At 61.7% G+C, this 20,181-nt stretch carries 18 protein-coding genes; 3 read left to right on the top strand and 15 right to left on the bottom strand.

Annotated features, from left to right (window positions below):
- Positions 1-14: 14 nt before the first annotated feature.
- Both CSQ92_RS20140 and CSQ92_RS20145 read left to right on the top strand, forming a co-directional pair.
- The gene (locus CSQ92_RS20140; protein WP_034782027.1) at positions 15-773 is read left to right on the top strand and encodes a PEPxxWA-CTERM sorting domain-containing protein; all 759 of its coding nucleotides are present in this window, start codon (positions 15-17) and stop codon (positions 771-773) included.
- 77 nt (positions 774-850) lie between these two features.
- Positions 851-1,696: a sterol desaturase family protein gene (locus tag CSQ92_RS20145; protein WP_099395191.1), complete on the top strand. Its 846-nt coding sequence runs from the start codon at positions 851-853 to the stop codon at positions 1,694-1,696.
- 86 nt (positions 1,697-1,782) lie between these two features.
- On the opposite strand, the gene CSQ92_RS20150 is transcribed toward CSQ92_RS20145, so the two are convergent.
- From CSQ92_RS20150 to gyrA, 15 genes are all read right to left on the bottom strand, one after another.
- Positions 1,783-2,490: a ComEA family DNA-binding protein gene (locus CSQ92_RS20150; protein WP_099395192.1), complete on the bottom strand. Its 708-nt coding sequence runs from the start codon at positions 2,488-2,490 to the stop codon at positions 1,783-1,785.
- 166 nt (positions 2,491-2,656) lie between these two features.
- Positions 2,657-3,610 (bottom strand): D-glycero-beta-D-manno-heptose-7-phosphate kinase, encoded by a 954-nt coding sequence (gene rfaE1, locus CSQ92_RS20155; RefSeq protein ID WP_099395193.1) that lies wholly within the window; start codon positions 3,608-3,610, stop codon positions 2,657-2,659.
- On the bottom strand, positions 3,607-4,974 hold the full coding sequence (locus CSQ92_RS20160; protein WP_070257575.1) for a UDP-glucose dehydrogenase family protein: 1,368 nt from the start codon (positions 4,972-4,974) through the stop codon (positions 3,607-3,609). Before CSQ92_RS20160 ends, rfaE1 begins: the two co-directional genes overlap by 4 nt.
- Positions 4,975-5,053: 79 nt before the next feature.
- Entirely contained in the window at positions 5,054-6,229 is a 1,176-nt protein-coding gene (gene lapB / locus CSQ92_RS20165) for a lipopolysaccharide assembly protein LapB (RefSeq protein ID WP_034782020.1), read from the bottom strand.
- Between the two features lie 46 nt (positions 6,230-6,275).
- A complete protein-coding gene (locus CSQ92_RS20170) occupies positions 6,276-6,578 on the bottom strand; it encodes a LapA family protein (protein ID WP_034751796.1) in 303 nt (100 codons plus the stop codon).
- Between the two features lie 254 nt (positions 6,579-6,832).
- Positions 6,833-7,138: an integration host factor subunit beta gene (locus tag CSQ92_RS20175; protein WP_008446215.1), complete on the bottom strand. Its 306-nt coding sequence runs from the start codon at positions 7,136-7,138 to the stop codon at positions 6,833-6,835.
- A gap of 17 nt (positions 7,139-7,155) precedes the next feature.
- The gene (gene rpsA, locus CSQ92_RS20180) at positions 7,156-8,868 is read right to left on the bottom strand and encodes a 30S ribosomal protein S1 (protein ID WP_071650172.1); all 1,713 of its coding nucleotides are present in this window, start codon (positions 8,866-8,868) and stop codon (positions 7,156-7,158) included.
- Between the two features lie 141 nt (positions 8,869-9,009).
- Positions 9,010-9,678 (bottom strand): (d)CMP kinase, encoded by a 669-nt coding sequence (gene cmk / locus CSQ92_RS20185; RefSeq protein ID WP_070257574.1) that lies wholly within the window; start codon positions 9,676-9,678, stop codon positions 9,010-9,012.
- 15 nt (positions 9,679-9,693) lie between these two features.
- The gene (aroA, locus tag CSQ92_RS20190) at positions 9,694-11,049 is read right to left on the bottom strand and encodes a 3-phosphoshikimate 1-carboxyvinyltransferase (RefSeq protein ID WP_099395194.1); all 1,356 of its coding nucleotides are present in this window, start codon (positions 11,047-11,049) and stop codon (positions 9,694-9,696) included.
- Positions 11,050-11,067: 18 nt separating this feature from the next.
- Complete coding sequence (locus CSQ92_RS20195) at positions 11,068-11,976, bottom strand: prephenate dehydrogenase (protein ID WP_170846462.1); 909 nt, start codon at positions 11,974-11,976, stop codon at positions 11,068-11,070.
- A 4-nt stretch (positions 11,977-11,980) separates the two neighbouring features.
- A complete protein-coding gene (gene hisC, locus CSQ92_RS20200; protein ID WP_099395195.1) occupies positions 11,981-13,087 on the bottom strand; it encodes a histidinol-phosphate transaminase in 1,107 nt (368 codons plus the stop codon).
- Positions 13,088-13,131: 44 nt separating this feature from the next.
- Positions 13,132-14,202 (bottom strand): prephenate dehydratase, encoded by a 1,071-nt coding sequence (gene pheA, locus CSQ92_RS20205; protein ID WP_099395388.1) that lies wholly within the window; start codon positions 14,200-14,202, stop codon positions 13,132-13,134.
- A gap of 82 nt (positions 14,203-14,284) precedes the next feature.
- Positions 14,285-15,376, bottom strand: coding sequence for a 3-phosphoserine/phosphohydroxythreonine transaminase (gene serC / locus CSQ92_RS20210; RefSeq protein ID WP_034782008.1), 1,092 nt, complete (start codon positions 15,374-15,376; stop codon positions 14,285-14,287).
- Positions 15,377-15,400: 24 nt separating this feature from the next.
- Positions 15,401-15,985: a DUF2059 domain-containing protein gene (locus CSQ92_RS20215; protein WP_099395196.1), complete on the bottom strand. Its 585-nt coding sequence runs from the start codon at positions 15,983-15,985 to the stop codon at positions 15,401-15,403.
- 105 nt (positions 15,986-16,090) lie between these two features.
- A complete protein-coding gene (gene gyrA / locus CSQ92_RS20220; protein ID WP_099395197.1) occupies positions 16,091-18,760 on the bottom strand; it encodes a DNA gyrase subunit A in 2,670 nt (889 codons plus the stop codon).
- A 655-nt stretch (positions 18,761-19,415) separates the two neighbouring features.
- Between gyrA and ompA the strand changes: the two genes are divergently transcribed.
- Positions 19,416-20,126, top strand: coding sequence for an outer membrane protein OmpA (ompA, locus tag CSQ92_RS20225; protein ID WP_035825645.1), 711 nt, complete (start codon positions 19,416-19,418; stop codon positions 20,124-20,126).
- Positions 20,127-20,181 lie beyond the last annotated feature (55 nt).

Here is a 20,181-nt window from a genome sequence, read left to right on the forward strand (position 1 = left end):
TTTGGAGCTTTATCATGCGTAAAACATCTATCTTGCTGGCGCTGGCCGCCGCTTCCCTGTGCGTCACTGCTGCCCAGGCCGCCACAACCAACCTGGTCAAGAATGGCGATTTCGAACTGACCAGCAACGGCACCTCGAAACAGCTGAACGAAGGCAGCTACGCCCGCGCGGACCGCACCTACCTGAGCGACTGGTCCAGCAAGGGCTATAACTTCGTCTTGAACGGTAACAACATCGACGACACCAACGCCGCGACGGCGCTGGCCTTGTGGGGCCCGAATTCGTATAGCGGCGCGGGACCGAAAAACGGCCTGGGTGTCAGCCCCACGGGCGGCAATGTGCTGGCTGCCGACTGGGATTATTTCCCTGGTCCCGTCACGCAGCTGGTCAGCGGCCTGGTGGCCGGCCATGCCTACACCCTGAGTTTTTCGTATGGCGCGGGCCAGCAAGTGGGCTTCCGCGGCGATAACCTCGTCAATTACTGGGACGTTGCGCTGGGCAGCAGCAAGCAGCAGACGGCATCGCTGGCCAATGTCAGCCAGGGCTTCACGGGCTGGCACCAGGCCAGCATGACCTTCACGGCCACGAACAGCAGCGAATTGCTGTCGTTCATGGCCAAGGGCAGCCCGACGGGCGCGCCACCGTTCATGCTGCTCGATGGCGTATCGCTGGTGTCGGCCGTGCCGGAACCATCGACCTGGGGCATGCTGATCGGTGGACTGGGCTTGCTGGGCTTCATGGCGCGCCGCCGCAAGGCTGTTGTTGCAGTCTGAGCCGCCAGCGCGCATAACAGAATCCGGACCAGCCCAGCTCTGTCCGGATTTTTTTTGTTCTTATCTGATGGAATGAAATGAGCCTGCTGCATACCTTGCAAACCCACTTGCCCGGCATCGCCATCGATGTGCTGCGCCTGGTCCTGTGGCTGGTGCTCCTGGTCGTGATTTTCGTGCCGCTCGAGCGCTTCTTTGGCGAGCGTCACGCGGGGCGTTCCCGCACGGAACTGTTCAGCGACCTGGGCTTTTATTTCATCAGCAGTCTGCTGCCGGCCGCCTTGCTGGCCGCGCCGCTGGCCCTGATCGCCATCGCTGGCCAGCGCTTGCTGCCGGATGCCATCCCCGCCGCCCTGTCTGCCCTGCCCCTGTGGGGCAAGATACTGCTGGGCTTGCTGATCGGCGAAGTCGGCACTTACTGGGGCCATCGGCTCAGCCATGAAATTCCATGGCTGTGGCGCTACCATGCCGTGCACCACAGCACGGAACAGCTGTATTTCCTCGCCAATACGCGCACCCATCCAGTCGACATGGTCGTCACGCGCCTGTTCGGCCTGACACCCCTGTATCTGCTGGGCCTGGCCGGCCCAAGTGCGGCAGGCAGCGCCGCCCCCGTGCTGCTGTTACTGATCGGCACCGTATGGGGCTTCTTCATCCACGCCAACCTGCGCTGGCGCTTCGGCCCGCTGGAATGGCTGGTGACCACGCCCGCCTTCCACCACTGGCATCACAGCAAATTCGAGCACATCAACCGCAACTACGCCTCTACCTTACCCGTGCTGGACCGGCTGTTCGGCACATATCACCTACCGCGCGCCTGGCCGGCCGCCTGCGGCATCGAGGCCGCCATGCCGCAGACGCTGGCGGGGCAACTGGCTGCGCCATTCCGGCGCACTGGCAAGCCGGAAGTCCAGGCTGCGGAATAAAAAAAACCCCGCGCGGCCGGTACCACGCGGGGTTTTCTTCTCGTGCTGCGCGGCACCACCACGCAACACGCTTCACAACGACACGCTTACTTTTTCTCGGCTTCGGCCTTCTTCGCGTCGGCAGCAGCCAGTTTGGCTTCCTTCTTCGCAGCCGCTTCCGCAGCCTTGGCTTCTTTCTTGGCGGCCGTTGCCGCTTTCTTCGCGGCCGCGGCTTCCTTCTTCGTTTCGGCAGCCGTTTTCACGGGGACGGCATCGGCCGCTGCAGCTGCAGGAGCAACGGCTGCTGCAGGCACTACCTTGGCGGCGGCTTCTTTTTTCGCGGCAGCGGCGGCGGCCTTGGCTTCTTTCTTGGCAGCAGCAGCTTCCTTCCTCGTTTCAGCAGCTGTCTTGGCTGGCGCCGCAGCGGTGTCGGTCGCAGCAGCTGGCTTCGGTGCGGCTTCTTTCGCTGCAACTTCCTTCACAGCAGCGTCCTTTTTTGCCGGGGCAGCTTTCGCCGCCGGAGCGGGCGCCGCTGGCGCGCCGGACTTGGCCTGGCCATTCACCTGCAAGCCCGCTTCCGACAGCTTCACGGAACTTTTCGGGCCGATGCCCTTCACGCGTGCTTCGAAATCAGCCCAATCCTTGAAGGCGCCGCCCTTGGCGCGTTCATCGATGATGGCTTTCGACGTGACGGGGCCGATGCCCTTGACGCTGTCGAGTGCCGCCTGATCCGCCTTGTTGACATCGACCTGGGCAAAGGCAAAGCCCATCGTCGCGATCAGGGTGGCGATGGCCAGCAGTATTTTTTTGAACATGGGTATCTCTCCGTAATGTGGTTTCAAGATGACTCGAACGCAAAGGAGGAACAGCGCCTTAACGGCTTTAACGGCTGTGGCGTGATACGGTTGACAAGACAGGACAGCGAAACGGCGGGGAAACCTGCGCCAGATCAAACAGGCCGGCGCAGGTGATACAGCATATTTACTGCGGGAACAGCTCTTCTCGGGTGACGGTGGCCGTGCCCAGCTTGCCGACGACGATGCCGCCGGCGCGGTTGGCCGTGCGCACGGCGTCGCCCAGGCTCATGCCGGCGCCCAGCATGGCCGCCATGGTGGCGATCACCGTGTCGCCGGCGCCCGAGACATCGAACACTTCGCGCGCATCGGTGGGCATGTGCACCACCTCATCGGCCGTGTACAGACTCATGCCCTCTTCCGAGCGCGTCAGCAGCAAGGCGTCCAGGCCCAGTTGCGCGCGCATCTGCTGCGCGCGCTCCGTGAGTTGCTCTTCCGTGTTCCAGCTGCCGATCACGCGGCGCAATTCCGACTTGTTCGGAGTGAGCACTGACGCACCCGAATAGCGGCTGAAATCATCGCCTTTCGGGTCGACCATGACGATCTTGCCGGCCTTTCTCGCCGCCTTGATCATCTCGGCCACGTTCATCAGGCTGCCTTTGGCGTAATCGGACAGGACCACCACATCGTAGTGCGGCAAGAGGGCATTAAACTGCGCCAGTTTGTCGCGCAGCACCGTATCGCTGGGCGCATCTTCGAAGTCGATGCGCAGCATCTGCTGCTGGCGGCCGATCACGCGCAGCTTGATGATGGTGGAAATGGCCGCATCGCGCTGCAGATAGCTGTGGATGCCGCCGCCTTCGAGCAGGCGCTCGACCTGGCTGCCGGCCTCGTCGTCGCCCACCACGCCCAGCAAGCTCGTCTTCGCGCCCAGCGCGGCCGCGTTGCGCGCCACGTTGGCCGCCCCGCCCAGGCGCTCTTCGCGCTTCTCGATGCGCACGATGGGCACGGGCGCTTCCGGCGAGATGCGGCTGACATCGCCGAACCAGTAGCGGTCCAGCATCACATCGCCCACCACCAGCAGGCGTACCTGGGCCAATGCGGCCGGCGCCGTCAAGGCGACCACCTCTTGGGCGCTCATGCGCGCGTCAGGATCGAGCGACCGATCCCGTGGTATTCGATGCCATTCTCGGCCATGACGGCCGGCTCGAACAGGTTGCGCCCGTCAAAGATCACTGCCTGCTTCAGGCGCGCCTTGATCTGCTCGAAATCGGGGCTGCGGAAGGCTTTCCATTCGGTCACGATGACCAGCGCATCGGCGTCCTGCAACGCATCCTTCGGACTGTCGGCAAAGCGCACCTTGGCCAGTTGCTCCGGCGTCAAGTCCAGCTGCAGCACGCGGCGTGCCTCGGCCATGGCGACGGGGTCATACACGGCCACGGTGGCGCCGCGTCCCAGCAAGTCCGCCAGCAAGACACGGGCCGACGCTTCGCGCATGTCGTCCGTATTCGGTTTGAAGGCCAGGCCCCACACGGCGAAATGCCGGCCCGTCAGGTCGGCGCCGAAGCGAGTGACCACTTTGCGGCCCAGCACCTGCTTCTGCTGGTCGTTGACGGCTTCGACGGCGCGCAGGATCAGCAGTTCCTGTCCATGGCCGCGCGCCGTGCGCTCGAGCGCCTGCACGTCTTTCGGGAAACAGGAACCGCCATAGCCGCAGCCGGCGTACAGGAAGCTGTGGCCGATGCGCGGGTCGGAACCGATGCCGTGGCGCACGGCCTCGATATCGACGCCCACCTTGTCGGCCAGGTTCGCCAATTCATTCATGAACGAGATGCGCGTGGCCAGCATGGCATTGGCCGCATACTTCGTGAATTCAGCCGAGCGCACATCCATCCAGTAGGTGCGCTCGTGGTTGCGGTTGAACGGCGCATACAGGCTTTTCAGCAATTCGCGCGCGCGCTCGCCGTCCGGCGTCGCATCGACACCGATGACGATGCGGTCGGGGCGCATGAAATCTTCGACAGCAGCGCCTTCCTTGAGGAATTCCGGGTTCGACGCCACCGAGAACGTGGCGGCCACGCCCCGCGCATCGAGTTCGCCCTGGATGGCGGCGCGCACTTTTTCAGCTGTGCCCACGGGCACGGTCGACTTGTCGACGATGACCTTGAAGTCCGTCATGTACTTGCCGATGCCGCGCGCGGCCGCCAGCACGTATTGCAGGTCGGCCGAGCCGTCTTCATCGGGCGGCGTGCCGACGGCGATGAATTGCATCACGCCGTGCGCGGCAGCAGCCTCGACGTCGGTGGAAAAGGTCATGCGGCCGGCGGCGCGGTTGCGCGCCACGACTTCTTCCAAACCAGGTTCATGGATGGGGATGCCGCCGCTGTTGAGCAAGGCGACCTTCTGTGCGTCCAGGTCGAGGCAAAAGACGTCGTTGCCCAGCTCCGCCAGGCAGGCGCCGGTCACGAGGCCAACATAGCCGGTGCCGATAATGGTGATTTTCATGGATGTACCGTATGGATAAAAAGCAGGTCTTACATAGAAGTACACGCCACATTGCTCAGGGCAAGGTGACGTGTACGAATCAGTTCATGACATTGAGTTCTTCTGTGCGGCGTGGTGGGTAAGTCTCCCACTTGTTGCAGCCAGGGCAGTGCCAGTAGAACTGGCGCGCCTTGAAGCCGCAGTGGCTGCACTGGTAGCGGGCCAGCTTCTGCGTGTAGCCGTGCACGAGGTTTTTCACCATCGACAGCTCGGACCAGATGGCGGCCGGCGCATCCATCATGCGCGCTTCCAGCAGTTTATCCAGGCCCAGCAGGGTCGGCGTGCGGCGCAGCTCGGCGCTGACCAGCTGCTTCGCCGCTTCCACGCCGTCGAGCTCGATGACGGCCTTGAAGACGACTTCGATCAGGTCGATCGACGACGCCTCTTCCAGGTAGGAGCGCAGCAGGTTGACGCCTTCCTGCGCACGGCCGACCTTGGTATACCCGTCCATCAGGCGCTGCGCCACCAGGGCCACGTGCGGCACGCTTTGCTGCTCCACGCGGCGCCAGGTGGTCAGCGCACCTTCCACGTCGCCGCGCGCCAGCAGCACGTCGCCCGTCAGGATGGTGGCACGCACGCTCTTGCGGTCCGTCTGCAAGGCTTTTTCCAGCAGCGGCATGGCGTCGTCCGGCTTCATGTGCACGAGGGCATCATGCGCCAGTTCGCAATAGAACTGGGCGATTTCCTTCTGGCGCGCGCCGGCGCCCGATTCCTGCAAGCCCACGGCCGCTTCGATGGCGCGTGGCCATTCCTTTTCGCGCTGGTAGATTTCCAGCAGCGCGCGGCGCGCCTGGGCCGCATATTGCGTGTCGACCAGGCTGTTGAAGGTTTCTTCCGCGCGGTCCAGCAAGCCTGCCTTCAGGTAGTCCATGCCCAGCTCATAGGCGGCATGGCCCTGCTGTTCCAGCGGCAGGTCCGGGCGCGCCAGCAAATTCTGGTGCACGCGGATGGCGCGCTCCGTTTCGCCGCGGCGGCGGAACAGATTGCCCAGCGCAAAGTGCATATCGGCCGATTCCGGGTCCAGCTTGACGACTTCGATGAAGGCATCGATGGCCTTGTCATGCTGTTCATTGAGCAGGAAATTCAAGCCCTTGAAGTAATTGCGCGGCAGGCTGCGCGATTCGGACACCAGTTGATGAATGTCCACACGCGCGGCAATCCAGCCCAGCGCGAAAAACACCGGGATACCCAAGAGCCACCAGAGTTCAAAATCCATGCGATTGTTTTTATTCGAGTAAGAGAGATAGGAGCGATGGCGCCGCTTACTGCGCGCTCACGCTGTCCGGTTGCGGCTGGACATTGCTGGCCACGCCAACGGTCTGCAGCGCGGCAATGGTGGTTTTTTGCTTGGTCGCTTCGCGGCGGTGACGGAACACGGTCGGCGTCAGGGCCAGTACACCCAGGCTGGCGCCAGCGACAAAAAAGCCCAGCAGCATCAGGACCAGGGGGCCGCGAATTTCATAATTGAGGAATACATGCAAGTCGACAACCTGCGCATTCTTCAGCGCAAAACTGAAGAACAGGACGAAAAGAACACAGCCAACGATGGTGGAGATGATTTTCATCGATAGGTCCAGAGTGAACAAAAAAAATGCCCGTGCCACATGACACAAACGTAGAGCGCTGATCAAACCGTAGCGAGCGTCAGCGAGGCTCGGCGCCCCCTTTGGTCCGAGAAGCGCAACCGTACTGAAGTACGGTGAGCATCGCAGGCCGCAAAGCGCGACGCGCAGCAGCTGATGTCAGGCATTCTCAGCATATTAACAAAAAAAAGCGGCATCCAAGGACGCCGCTTTCTATGTCGCCTTCCAGCAGACGATTAATCCTCGATAATCGGTTGCCCGACCATCGCGTCCACCCGCTCGCGCAACTGTTTGCCCGGCTTGAAGTGGGGTACCCGTTTTTCGGGAACCATCACCTTGTCGCCGGACTTCGGGTTGCGGCCGATGCGCGGGGGCCTGCTGTTCAGGGCAAAACTGCCAAAACCGCGGATCTCGATACGCTGACCAGTCGCCAGGGCGTTGGTCATCGCATCGAGAATGGTCTTGACGGCATACTCCGCATCTTTCGCCACCAGCTGAGAATAACGCTCAGCGAGGCGGTTGATCAGCTCGGACTTTGTCATCTGCCGTATCCGCAGTCTTAGTTCTTGTTATCGAACTTAGCTTTCAACAAGGCGCCCAGGCTGGTGGTGCCCGAAGCTGCGTTGTTGTCGGTAGCTGCCATTTTTTGCATAGCTTCCTGGGTTTCAACGTTGTCTTTCGCTTTGATCGACAGTTGGATACCACGGGCTTTGCGGTCGATGTTCAACACCATTGCTTCGACGGTGTCGCCGACTTTCAGGTGCGTACCGGCATCTTCAACGCGGTCGCGCGAGATTTCGGAAGCGCGCAGGTAGCCTTCAACTTCTTCGGACAGTTGGATCACGGCGCCTTTAGGCTCAACCGATTTAACGGTACCGGTTACCAGCGAGCCTTTGTCGTTCATGGCTGCGAAGTTGTTGAATGGGTCACCTTCCAGTTGCTTGACGCCCAGGGAAACGCGCTCGCGCTCAACGTCGATGGCCAGAACGATGGCTTCCAGTTCGTCACCTTTCTTGAAGCGACGCACGGCTTCTTCGCCGGTTTCGGTCCAGGACAGGTCGGACAGGTGCACCAGACCGTCGATGTTGCCGGCCAGGCCGATGAACACGCCGAAGTCGGTGATCGATTTGATCGCGCCGCGGACTTTGTCACCTTTCTTATGGGTAACACCGAAGTCGTCCCATGGATTGGCTTTGCACTGTTTCATGCCCAGCGAAATACGACGACGCTCTTCGTCGATTTCCAGAACCATTACTTCTACTTCGTCGCCCAGCTGGACAACTTTGTTAGGAGCAACGTTTTTGTTCGTCCAGTCCATTTCGGAAACGTGTACCAGACCTTCGATACCCTGTTCCACTTCAACGAACGCGCCGTAGTCGGTCAGGTTCGTTACTTTACCGAACAGACGGGTGCTTTGTGGGTAACGACGGGACAGACCGGTCCAAGGATCGTCGCCCAGTTGTTTCACGCCCAGCGAAACACGGTTTTTCTCTTGATCGTATTTCAGGACTTTGGCGGTGATTTCCTGGCCAACCGTCAGTACTTCCGACGGGTGACGTACACGGCGCCATGCCAGGTCGGTGATGTGCAGCAGGCCATCGATACCGCCCAGATCCACGAACGCGCCGTAGTCGGTGATATTTTTGACGACGCCGGTCACGACCGTACCTTCTTTCAGCGTTTCCATCAGTTTCTGACGCTCTTCGCCCATCGAAGCTTCGATGACGGCGCGGCGGGACAGAACCACGTTGTTACGCTTGCGATCCAGCTTGATCACTTTGAATTCGAGGGTTTTGCCTTCGAATGGGGTGGTGTCTTTGACAGGACGGGTATCAACCAGCGAGCCCGGCAGGAATGCGCGGATGCCGTTGGTCAACACGGTCAGACCGCCTTTGACTTTACCATTGACGGTACCGACGACGATTTCGCCCGATTCCATCGCTTTTTCCAGAGCCAGCCACGAAGCCAGACGCTTGGCTTTATCGCGCGACAGGATGGTATCGCCGAAACCGTTTTCCAGCGATTCGATCGCCACGGAAACGAAGTCACCAACTTTGACTTCCAGTTCGCCGTGGTCGTTCTTGAATTCTTCGACAGGGATGAATGCTTCGGATTTGAGGCCGGCGTTCACGATCACGAAATTGTGGTCGAGGCGCACGACTTCAGCGGAAATAACTTCGCCGGAGCGCATATCTTGACGCGACAACGATTCCTCGAAGAGCGCAGCAAAACTTTCCATACCGGTAGATTCGTTAGTTGTAACAGTAGACATAGGGTTCACACAGGTTATCCAGCAGAGATCGCACGATGCGACTTAAACTGGGTTAGGTTTTTGACACACCCGGACAGGCCAGGAGCCGTCAACGGGCACCACATAGCACGCACTACACATCAATACACGCTATTTTGCTGCTTATTTTGCAACTGCGGCATACCATTTCAACACGGTTTCGACAGCTTCATCCGCTGTCATGGCCGAGGTATCGAGGACATGCGCCCCTTCCGCGGGGACCAGCGGCGCAATCGCACGGTGAGTATCACGTTCGTCCCGCGCCTGCAAATCCATCAGAAGGTCTTCCATATTAGCAGAAAAACCCTTGTCTATCAATTGCTTGTAGCGCCGTTGCGCGCGCGCCTCGACGCTGGCCGTCAGGAAGACCTTCAATTGCGCATGCGGGAAGATCACCGTGCCCATGTCGCGCCCGTCGGCCACCAGGCCCGGCGTCTTGCGAAAGCCCAGCTGCAAGCCCACGAGGGCATGGCGCACCGTTGGCAATACGGCAATCTTCGACGCCGTATTGCCCACCTCTTCGGCACGGATCTGCTCGGTGACGTTTTCATGCGCCAGCAGGATCTCGCCACCCGCAAAATGGCAGGGCAAGTGTTCGGCCAGCTTGGCCAGCGCGTGCTCGTCGCGCAAGTCCGTGCCGCGGCGCAGCGCGCTCAAGGCCGTCAGGCGGTACAGCGCGCCCGAGTCCAGGTAATGAAAGCCCAGCTTGTCGGCCACGCGGTGCGCCACCGTGCCCTTGCCGGAAGCGGTGGGGCCGTCGATGGCGATGACTGGGATGTGGGAGGTCGGCATAGTATGAGCAATCAATTAAATCAGGGTGTCTTTTGCAATCCCCGCAAACGCGGCGAAATACTCGGGGAAGGTCTTGGCCACGCATTTCGGGTCATTGATGCGCATCTCATTGCCGCGGCGCGCGGCGCCGTCCAGCGAGGCGAGCGAGAAGCACATGGCCATGCGGTGGTCGTCATACGTGTCGATGGTGGCGGCAAGAATCTCGGCCGGCGGCGTCACGCGCAGGTAATCGGCGCCCTCTTCCACTTCCGCGCCGAGTTTACGCAATTCCGTTGCCATGGCGGCCAGGCGGTCCGTTTCCTTGACCCTCCAGCTGGCGATATTGCGCAAAGTGCTGGTGCCGTCCGCGTACAGGGCGGCCACGGCGATCGTCATGGCCGCGTCGGGAATATGGTTGAAATCCATGTCGACGGCTTTCAATACGCCGTTCGAACGGGCTTCGATCCAGTTCTCGCCCATGGTGATGGTCGCGCCCATCTGCTGCAAGGCTTCGACGAAGCGCACGTCGCCCTGGATGCTGTCGCGCCCCACGCCTTCCACGCGCACGGGACCGCCGCCGATGGCGCCGGCCGCCAGGAAATACGAGGCCGACGACGCATCGCCTTCCACGTGGATCGTGCCCGGGCTTTGATATTGCTGGCCCGGCTGCACGGTGAACGACTGCCAGCCGTCATGCTCGACCATCACGCCGAAACGGCGCATCAGGTTCAGCGTGATCTCGATGTACGGCTTCGAAATCAGCTCGCCCGTCACATCGATGGTGACAGCATGGTCGCGCGCCATCAGCGGCGCCACCATCAGCAAGGCCGTCAAAAACTGGCTCGACACGTTGCCGCGCACGGCGATGCGCTGCGCGTGGATGTGGCCACGGCGGATGCGCAGCGGCGGGAAGCCCTGCTCGCCCGTGTATTCGATCTGCGTGCCGACGGCGTTCAGCGCGTCGACCAGGTCGCCGATGGGGCGCTCGTGCATGCGCGACACGCCATGCAGGGTATAGTCGCCGCCGATCACGGCCAGCGCCGCCGTCAGCGGGCGGATCGCCGTGCCGGCGTTCCCCATGAACAGGTCCGCCTCGTGGTGCGGGAACACGCCGCCGCAGCCTTCCACGTGGTGGATCTGATGCGCCGTGGCCGGATCGCCCGTCAGCTCGTCCTGCGTCCATTTCACGCCCAGCGACGTCAATGCCGTCAGCATGACGAAGGTGTCGTCGGAGGCGAGCAAGTCGACGATCTTCGTCGTGCCCTTGGCCAGCGCGGCCAGCAGCAGCACGCGATTGGAAATGCTTTTCGAGCCGGGCAAGCGCACCGTGCCTTCGGCATGCATCACCGGCTTCAAATCGATATGGTGGGGGTAGTGCTTGGTCTGGGTCATGCTGGAATCCTTGAGTATTTATCGTGAGGGCAAGGCTGGCACTTCCGCCGTTTCAATCGCCTCGATCCATTGCTGCCGCGCGTGCTGGGCGTTCGCATACACGCCTTCGATGGCGGCGCCGTCATTCGCGGCCAGATGGGCGCGCAAGGTCGTCAACTGCGCCAGGTAGGCATCCAGTTCGTGCAGCAGCGCCGGCTGGTTGGCCAGGCTGATGTCGCGCCACATTTCCGGCGATGAGCCAGCGATGCGCGTAAAGTCGCGAAAGCCGCTGGCCGCGTATTGGAACAGCAGGCCCGCGTGCGGTTTGTTGGCGATGTCGTCGACCAGCGCAAAGGCCAGCAGATGCGGCAGATGGCTGACGGCGGCAAACACCTTGTCATGTTCTTCGGGGCTCAAAGTGTGCAGGATGGCGCCGCAGGCGCGCCACGCGGCCGCCACGCGGGCCACGTCAGCCGCGGCGTTTTCCGCCAGCGGCGTGAGCACCACTTTCTTGCCCTGATACAGATCGATGATGGCCGCGTCGGGGCCATTCGTCTCGCGCCCCGCGATCGGGTGGCCGGGCACGAATTGCCCGACTTTTCCACCCAGCGCCGCGCGCGCGGCCGCCACCACGTCGCTCTTCGTGCTGCCCGCATCGGTGACGATGGTGCCCGGCTGCAGGTGTGGCGCGATGGCTGCCAGGATGGCGCCCGTTTGCGCCACGGGCGCGGCCAGCAGCACCAGATCGGCGCCATGCAAGGCTTGCGCCATGTCGCCGCCGATTTCATCGATGATGCCCAGTTCGAGCGCGCGCACCATCGACGCCTGCGAGCGGCCCATGCCGACCACGGTGGCCGCCACGCCCGCATGTTTCAGCGCGCGCGCGAACGAACCGCCGATCAGGCCTACGCCAAAGATGACTACCTTGTTCAGTGCAGGCGTCGTCATATCGTCAGGCCAGCGCTTTCGTCAGCGCGGCGATGAAGATGGCGTTTTCCTGCGGCAGGCCGATGGAAATGCGCAGCCATTGCGGCAAGCCATAGCTGCCCACGGGACGCACGATCACGCCCTGCTTGAGCAGCGCCAGGTTCACGCGCGCGCCGGCGCCATCGTCGTCGCCCACCTTGACCAGCACGAAATTGCCATGCGACGGCACGTATTCCAGGCCCAGTTGCGTAAACGCTTCCGTAAACTGCTGGTAGCCGGCCGCGTTGTTGCGCGCGCTTTGCTCGAGGAAGTCCTTGTCGTTCAAGGCGGCAATCGCAGCCGCCTGCGCCAGCGAGTTGACGTTGAACGGCTGGCGGATGCGGTTCATCAGGTCCGTCAGCACAGGCTGGGCGATGGCGAAGCCGATGCGCAGGCCGGCCAGGCCGTAGGCCTTCGACAGGGTGCGCGAGACCACCAGGTTCGGATACTGGCGCACCCACGCCGTCGACTCGTACTGGTCGTCGGCCGACAGGAATTCGTTGTAGGCCTCGTCCAGCACGACGACCACATGCGCCGGCACTTTCTGCAGGAAGGCCTCGAGCTGCGCCGCCGTCAGGAAGGTGCCGGTCGGGTTATTCGGGTTGGCGATGAAAACCAGACGCGTGTCGTCGGCAATCGCCGCCGCCATGGCGTCCAGGTCATGGCCGTAGGCTTGCGCCGGGACGACGATGTGGCGCGCGCCCAGGCCTTGCGTGGCCAGCGCGTACACGGCGAACGAATACTGCGAGTACACGACGGATTCGCCATGCTGCACGAAGGCGTGCGCGGCGATTTCCAGGATGTCGTTGCTGCCATTGCCCAGGGTGATCCAGTCGGCCGGCACGTCATAGCGCTTCGACAGCACGGCTTTCAAGTCAAAGCCGTTGGCGTCCGGGTAGCGGCCCAGGTCATCGATGGCGGCGATCATCGCCTGCTTGGCCGATTCCGGCATGCCGTACGGGTTTTCATTCGACGCCAGCTTGACGATGGCTGCCTCGTCGAGGCCGAATTCGCGCGCGACTTCCGCGATCGGTTTGCCGCTCTGGTAAGGGGCGATGGCGCGGACGTATTCTGGACCGATATTTTTAGACATGGTGTTCTTTAAAAAAGTGGGTGATTGTAAGAATAGCTACAGTTTCACAGGCTGACAGGATACGACCCCAGCACCTTGAAAAACGCCGCATTTCCCTGTAACTCGGCCAGCGCCTGGGCGACGGCCGCGTCGTGCACGTGGCCTTCCACATCGACATAGAAATAATACTCCCAGCTGCCCATGCGCGCCGGGCGCGACTCGAAGCGCGTCATCGACACGCCGTGTTTCGCCAGGGGCGCCAGCAACTGGTACACGGCGCCCGCCTTGTTCGGCACGGCCAGCACCAGCGACGTCTGGTCCTTGCCCGACGGCGCGGTCTGCAGGGTACCGACGACGGCAAAGCGCGTGCGGTTGTGCGGGTCGTCCTGGATATGGCCCTTGACCACGCCCAGCTTGTACTGCGCGCCGGCCAGTTCGCTGGCAATCGCGGCCACCGTGCCGTCTTCGCCGGCCATGCGGGCCGCCTCGGCGTTCGATGCCACGGCATGGCGCGCGATGTGCGGGTAGTTCTGGTTCAGCCACACCTGGCACTGCGCCAGCGCCTGCGAATGGGCGCAGATGGACGTGACGCCGTCCATGTTGCCACTCTTCGTCATCAGGCTGTGGTGCACGGCGATCGCCACCTCGCCGCTGATGATGAGGCTCGTCTGCAGCATCATGTCCAGGGTGCGGTTGACGGCGCCTTCCGAGGAATTCTCGATCGGCACCACGCCGAAGTCCGCCGTTCCCGCTTCGGCGGAACGGAACACTTCATCGATGGATGCGCACGGCAAGCCTTCGACGGCGCTGCCGAACTGCTGATACACGGCCTGTTCGCTGAAGGTGCCGGCCGGGCCCAGATACGCCACGGTGACCCGCTTTTCCAGCGAGCGGCAGGACGACATGATTTCGCGGAAGATGGTCTGTACTTCGCGGTCGCCCATGGGGCCGGGATTACGCTCAGCCACGCCGCGCAGCACCTGCGCCTCGCGCTCGGGACGGAACACGGGCGCCTGCGTCTCGGCCTTCACATGGCCCACTTGCTGGGCGATTTGCGCGCGGCGGTTCAGCAGCTCGAGGATTTGCGCGTCGATCGCATCGATCTGTTCGCGCAGCGGTTTCAATTTATCGGTCATGGTGGTTTGTTTCGTCAGCTGTACTTCAATCATGGCCGCGCGGCCTGCGCCGGCGGCGGGCCGGCGCGGTCGTCTAGGCGACTCAGCGTCCGGCAAACTCGTTCAAATAGTTGACCAGGGCTTGCACGCCCTCGATCGGCATCGCGTTATAGATCGATGCACGCATGCCGCCGACGGACTTGTGGCCCTTCAGTTGCAGCAGGCCGCGCTGCTTGGCGCCGGCCAGGAATGCATCGTTCAGACTTTCGTCGCGCAGATAGAACGGGATGGTCATGCGCGAGCGGTATGCGGGGTCGACCCGGTTCTGGTAGAAGTCGTCCGCATCGAGCGCCGCGTACAGCAGCGCCGCTTTCTCAATATTACGCTGTTCCATGGCTGCAACGCCACCCTGGCGTTTGAGCCACTGGAAAACCAGGCCGGCGATATAGATGCCGTAGGTGGGCGGCGTGTTGTACATCGACTCATGTTCGGCAACGATGGTCCAGTCGAAGGCCGACGGGCAGATCGGCAAGGCCTTGCCCAGCAAGTCTTCGCGCACGATGACCAGGGTCAGGCCGGCCGGGCCGATATTTTTCTGCGCGCCGCCGAAGATGACGCCGTATTGCGACACGTCGATCACGCGCGACAGAATGTGCGAGGACATGTCTGCCACGATGGTGGTCCCTGCCGGCACGTCTGGCGCCTGCTGGAATTCCACACCGTCGATGGTTTCATTGGTGCAGATGTGCAGGTAGGCGGCGCCTGGCGTCAGCTTCCATTCGGAGACTGGCGGCACGCCCGTGAAACGGGCAGCCTTGGACGACGCGGCCACGTTGACGTTCGCATACTTGGCCGCTTCCTGGATCGACTTGCCCGACCACGAACCCGTGTGCACGAAGTCCACGGTGGCCGGCTGCTGCGCGGCCAGGCCCGCCAGGTTCATCGGGATGATGGCGTTCTCGCCCAGTCCACCGCCCTGCAGGAACAGGATTTTGTAGTTCGCGGGCACGGCCAGCAGCTCGCGCAGGTCGGCCACTGCCTGCTTGTAGATGGAAATGAATTCGGGACCACGGTGGCTCATTTCCATCACCGACATGCCGCTGCCATGCCAGTCCTGCATCTCGGCGGCCGCTTGCGCCAGCACTTCCTTGGGCAGGACGGCGGGGCCGGCGGAGAAGTTGTAGATATGGGTCACGATACGGTCCTTAGTAAAATGAAATTATTGGGGCGACTGCGTGGCCGCCCGCATGACCTGGTCAAGCACGGCGTTCACGCGGGGGATCAGCACGCGCTGGCTGATGGCCATCGATTCGGCGGACAGTTGCGGCATGGTGGCCAGCATCTTGCGGCCCAGCGGCGTCTTGTAGAAGGCCGCCAGCTGCTCGACTTCCGGCACCGTGTAAAAGCGCGCGTACAGGGGCACCATTTCATCGCCCAGTTCATCGATCAGGGTCGGGTCGGCCAGCACCTGCGTCAGGGTGGCGATGGCCAGGGGAATTTCCTCTTCGGCGCTGGCCAGCGCGCGCGCCTTGCGCTGCTCGTCCATCTTCGGGTTGCCGTTGATTTGCTGCTGCGCTGACTGGCGGATCATGGCGGGCACCGATTGCAGCATCTGGTCGAAGATATTGCGCGTCAGTTGCGGGAACTGCATCGCGTCGAGCATGCGCCGCACGGCCACTTTCATGGCGGGGCTGGGCGCCGCCTGGCGCGAAGGCGTGGCTTGCGTGCTCTGGGCCAGGGCCGGCAGGGTCGCAAGGAAGGCCAGCGAAAACGCGGCAAAGAAGGTGGCAACGATTTTTCTCATGGCATGCGGGACTTTATAAAAGCGGGGAACAAATGGGACACGCAGGCTGGCGCCGCAACTGGCGCGCCAATAGCAATTGGGGCTCCCGAAAGAGCCCCAATCATCTTACTCCGGCTGGGCCGGATCGACCGGATCGGCCGCCGCCGGCGCGGCCTCCGTGCCCGCCTCCGTCGTCAGTTCGACTTCGTCGATATCCGTTTCCACCACGCGCTGCAGGCCGGACAGCTTGGTGCCGTCTTCCACGGCGATCAGGGTCACGCCCTGCGTCGCGCGGCCCATCTCGCGGATTTCCGACACGCGGGTGCGGATCAATACGCCACCGGTGGTGATCAGCATGATTTCATCGCTGGTATCGACCAGGGTCGCGGCAACCACTTTACCGTTGCGCTCGCTGGTCTGGATGGCGATCATGCCTTTCGTGCCACGGCCATGGCGCGTGTACTCGGTGATCGGCGTACGCTTGCCGTAGCCGTTTTCCGTTGCCGTCAGCACCGATTGCTGCTCGTTCTCGGCCACCAGCAGGGCGATCACGTGCTGGCCTTCTTCCAGGTTCATGCCGCGCACGCCGCGCGCCGTACGGCCCATCGGACGCACATCGTTTTCATCGAAGCGCACTGCCTTGCCCGAATCGGAGAACAGCATCACGTCGTGCTGGCCGTCGGTCAGCGCCGCGCCGATCAGGAAGTCGCCGTCGTCCAGGTCGACCGCGATGATGCCGGCCTTGCGTGGATTGCTGAAGTCCTTCAGCGGCGTTTTCTTGACGGTACCGAGGCTGGTCGACATGAAGACGTAATGGTCTTCCGGGAACGTGCGGTTCTCGCCCGACAGCGGCAGGATCACGGTGATCTTTTCGTTGTCCTGCAGCGGGAACATGTTGACGATCGGCTTGCCGCGCGAATTGCGCGAGCCTTGCGGCACTTCCCACACCTTCAGCCAGTACATGCGGCCACGATCCGAGAAGCACAGGATGTAGTCGTGCGTGTTGGCGATGAACAGCTGGTCGATCCAGTCTTCCTCTTTCGTCGCCATGGCCTGCTTGCCGCGGCCACCGCGCTTCTGCGCGCGGTATTCGGTGATCGGCTGGGCCTTCATGTAGCCGGTGTGCGACAGGGTCACGACCATGTCCTGCGGCGTGATCAGGTCTTCCGTTTCCAGGTCGGTCGCGTTCAACTCGATCTGCGAGCGGCGCGCGTCCTTGTTGCCAATGCCGTATTCGTTCTTCGCCGCCGTCATTTCATCGGTGATGATGACGGTCACGCGTTCAGGCTTGGCCAGGATGTCGAGCAAGTCGGCGATATGCTCCATCACGTCCTTGTACTCGTTGACGATCTTGTCCTGCTCCAGGCCGGTCAGGCGCTGCAGGCGCATCTGCAGAATTTCCTGCGTCTGGTCGTCCGACAGCTTGTACAGGCCATCCGTTTGCATGCCATAGTGTTTCGGCAGGTTTTCCGGACGGTAGGCATCGATGCCGCCTGGCGTCGTGCCGTCGCCCGTGCGGGCCAGCATTTCGCGCACGACGGACGAATCCCATGCCTTGGCCATCAGCTCGACCTTGGCGATCGGCGGCGTCGGCGCGGCCTTGATGATGGCGATGAAGTCATCGATGTTGGCCAGCGCGACAGCCAGGCCTTCGAGCACGTGGCCGCGTTCGCGCGCCTTGCGCAGTTCGAACACGGTACGGCGCGTCACCACTTCGCGGCGGTGCGACAGGAAGCACTGCAGCATCTGCTTGAGGTTCAGCAGCTTCGGCTGTCCATCGACCAGGGCCACCATGTTCATGCCGAAGGTATCTTGCAACTGGGTCTGCTTGTACAGATTGTTCAGCACCACTTCCGGCACTTCGCCCCGTTTCAGCTCGATCACCACGCGCATGCCCGACTTGTCGGATTCGTCGCGGATGTCGGAAATGCCGTCGAGCTTCTTGTCGCGCACGTTTTCAGCGATGCGTTCCAGCAAGGACTTCTTGTTGACCTGGAATGGCAGTTCGTCGACGATGATGGCGATGCGGCCGCCATCCTTGCCGTATTCTTCGAAGTGGGTCTTGGCGCGCATGACCACGCGGCCGCGGCCCGTGCGGTAGCCGTCGCGCACGCCGGACACGCCATAGATGATGCCGGCCGTCGGGAAGTCCGGCGCAGGGATCAGCTCGATCAATTCATCGATCGTGCAATCGGGGTTCCGCAGCACGTGCAGCGCGCCGTCGATGACTTCGGTGATGTTGTGTGGCGGAATGTTCGTCGCCATGCCGACGGCGATACCGGACGAGCCATTGATCAGCAGGTTCGGGATACGCGTCGGCAAGACCGTCGGTTCCTTTTCCTTGCCATCGTAGTTGGGCTGGAAGTCGACGGTATCCTTGTCGATATCGGCCAGCAGTTCGCCGGCGATCTTGTCCAGGCGGCACTCGGTGTAACGCATCGCCGCGGCGCCGTCGCCGTCGACGGAACCGAAGTTGCCCTGGCCATCGACGAGCATGTAGCGCAGCGAAAAATCTTGCGCCATGCGCACCAGCGTGTCGTAGATCGAGGCATCGCCGTGGGGATGGTATTTACCCATGGTTTCGCCGACCACGCGGGCGCACTTGACGTAAGGGCGGTTCCACACGTTATTCATTTCATGCATCGCGAACAAGACGCGGCGGTGCACTGGCTTCAAGCCATCGCGCGCATCGGGCAAGGCGCGACCGACGATCACGCTCATGGCGTAATCGAGGTAGCTCTTGCGCATCTCTTCTTCGAGGGAAATAGGAATTGTTTCTTTTGCGAATTGATCCATTGGCGGTTCGACTGATCTCAGGCTGTGGTTAACTTATCTGTTACGCAATGTATGACGCAATACTGCATATCCTGGGTGGCTGTCGTCGTGGACGCCGCGCCGCGCGCTGCTGGCGCGGCCCGGCTTCCATGTCGCAGAGTGCCAGACAAATCGGCGGGCTGGCGGCACGGCCAGTACGGGTACCGCAAGGGTACGTCCTGGCCATGCAGTGCCGCCGTGGGCATTTGCTCGACACTCTTAACAGTCAAGCGCACGATTTTAGCATGCGCGCCCAGCTACCTGTACAAATTGGCCATACCAACAAGATTGGCAGTTTGCACCGGGGACGTGCACGTTGACCTGTCGATAATGCACAATGGCAATATCAGTTCAAGATACCTGCCCTTAAAAGAGGCAAAAAAAGCGATCAATTGTTACAGGCGCGTTACAAATGGGCATTTTCGTTGCGCAAAAACAACGCACGGTCTAAAATCGGGCAAGCTTTGATTTAACCACGGTCGTGTGCCCCTGATGCGTGTGGCAAAATGACTGGGAAGTTAATTGCTAGTTTCGCAATCTGAAACGAGCGCATATGGTCTACATGATAAAATCTTGGCACGTAGCACCAGTAGCGCAGTGTTGTTCTGCGGATATCACCCCCCGAAAGGAAAAAAGAATGAATAAATTTGTAACGCTGTTTTTCGCTGCATCCGCAGTGATTGCTGGCTCGGCTTCGGCCCAAACCCCAACCTCCCCACCATTCGCGCCAGTTACCACTGACATCAAAGCACCAAGCCCAAAAAGCGCTTACGTGCAAGATGCCCGCGGCGTAATCGTGCGTGACCCATTCGGCCTGTGCTGGCGTACCGGCTACTGGACACCTGCTGACGCAGTGCCAGGTTGCGACGTACCACTGTGCGTAGAGCCAGAAACCCTGCAAGACGGCAAATGCGTGGCTCCTCCAGCACCAGTCGTACCTGCTCCAGCACCAGCACCTGTCGTGCCAGTGCCAGTCGTCGTTGCTCCTACCTCGGAAAAAGTCAGCTTCGCCGCTGATGCATTCTTCGATTTCGACAAAGCTACGCTGAAGCCAGAAGGCAAAGCCAAGCTGGACGAGCTGTCCGCACAACTGGGCGGCATCAACCTGGAAGTCATCATCGCTGTGGGTCACACCGACTCCGTCGGCACCGATGCTTACAACCAAAAACTGTCGGTACGTCGTGCTGATGCTGTCAAAGCCTACCTGGTCACCAAAGGCGTTGAAAGCAACCGCGTGTACACCGAAGGCAAAGGCGAGAAACAACCTGTTGCTGATAACAAAACTGCCGAAGGCCGTGCGAAAAACCGTCGCGTGGAAATCGAAGTTGTTGGTACCCGCAACAAGTAATAGCTGATCCCCTGGACTTGCCGCAAGTCATCGCGCAAGTCAAGAACAGCATGAA

This window comes from Janthinobacterium sp. BJB446 (genome assembly GCF_002735655.1).
Lineage (GTDB): Bacteria > Pseudomonadota > Gammaproteobacteria > Burkholderiales > Burkholderiaceae_D > Janthinobacterium > Janthinobacterium lividum.

Bases quoted from the DNA above. Each gene is read 5' to 3' on its own strand.
- CSQ92_RS20170 (WP_034751796.1), bottom strand. From the start codon at position 6,578: ATGAAAATCATCTCCACCATCGTTGGCTGTGTTCTTTTCGTCCTGTTC.
- cmk (WP_070257574.1), bottom strand. From the start codon at position 9,678: ATGCCGACCTCCCACATCCCAGTCATCGCCATCGACGGCCCCACCGCT.
- pheA (WP_099395388.1), bottom strand. From the start codon at position 14,202: ATGACCGATAAATTGAAACCGCTGCGCGAACAGATCGATGCGATCGAC.
- hisC (WP_099395195.1), bottom strand. From the start codon at position 13,087: ATGTCTAAAAATATCGGTCCAGAATACGTCCGCGCCATCGCCCCTTAC.
- CSQ92_RS20195 (WP_170846462.1), bottom strand. From the start codon at position 11,976: ATGACGACGCCTGCACTGAACAAGGTAGTCATCTTTGGCGTAGGCCTG.
- lapB (WP_034782020.1), bottom strand. From the start codon at position 6,229: ATGGATTTTGAACTCTGGTGGCTCTTGGGTATCCCGGTGTTTTTCGCG.
- aroA (WP_099395194.1), bottom strand. From the start codon at position 11,049: ATGACCCAGACCAAGCACTACCCCCACCATATCGATTTGAAGCCGGTG.
- ompA (WP_035825645.1), top strand. From the start codon at position 19,416: ATGAATAAATTTGTAACGCTGTTTTTCGCTGCATCCGCAGTGATTGCT.
- CSQ92_RS20175 (WP_008446215.1), bottom strand. From the start codon at position 7,138: ATGACAAAGTCCGAGCTGATCAACCGCCTCGCTGAGCGTTATTCTCAG.
- CSQ92_RS20145 (WP_099395191.1), top strand. From the start codon at position 851: ATGAGCCTGCTGCATACCTTGCAAACCCACTTGCCCGGCATCGCCATC.
- rfaE1 (WP_099395193.1), bottom strand. From the start codon at position 3,610: ATGAGCGCCCAAGAGGTGGTCGCCTTGACGGCGCCGGCCGCATTGGCC.
- CSQ92_RS20150 (WP_099395192.1), bottom strand. From the start codon at position 2,490: ATGTTCAAAAAAATACTGCTGGCCATCGCCACCCTGATCGCGACGATG.
- CSQ92_RS20140 (WP_034782027.1), top strand. From the start codon at position 15: ATGCGTAAAACATCTATCTTGCTGGCGCTGGCCGCCGCTTCCCTGTGC.
- CSQ92_RS20215 (WP_099395196.1), bottom strand. From the start codon at position 15,985: ATGAGAAAAATCGTTGCCACCTTCTTTGCCGCGTTTTCGCTGGCCTTC.
- rpsA (WP_071650172.1), bottom strand. From the start codon at position 8,868: ATGTCTACTGTTACAACTAACGAATCTACCGGTATGGAAAGTTTTGCT.
- CSQ92_RS20160 (WP_070257575.1), bottom strand. From the start codon at position 4,974: ATGAAAATCACCATTATCGGCACCGGCTATGTTGGCCTCGTGACCGGC.
- gyrA (WP_099395197.1), bottom strand. From the start codon at position 18,760: ATGGATCAATTCGCAAAAGAAACAATTCCTATTTCCCTCGAAGAAGAG.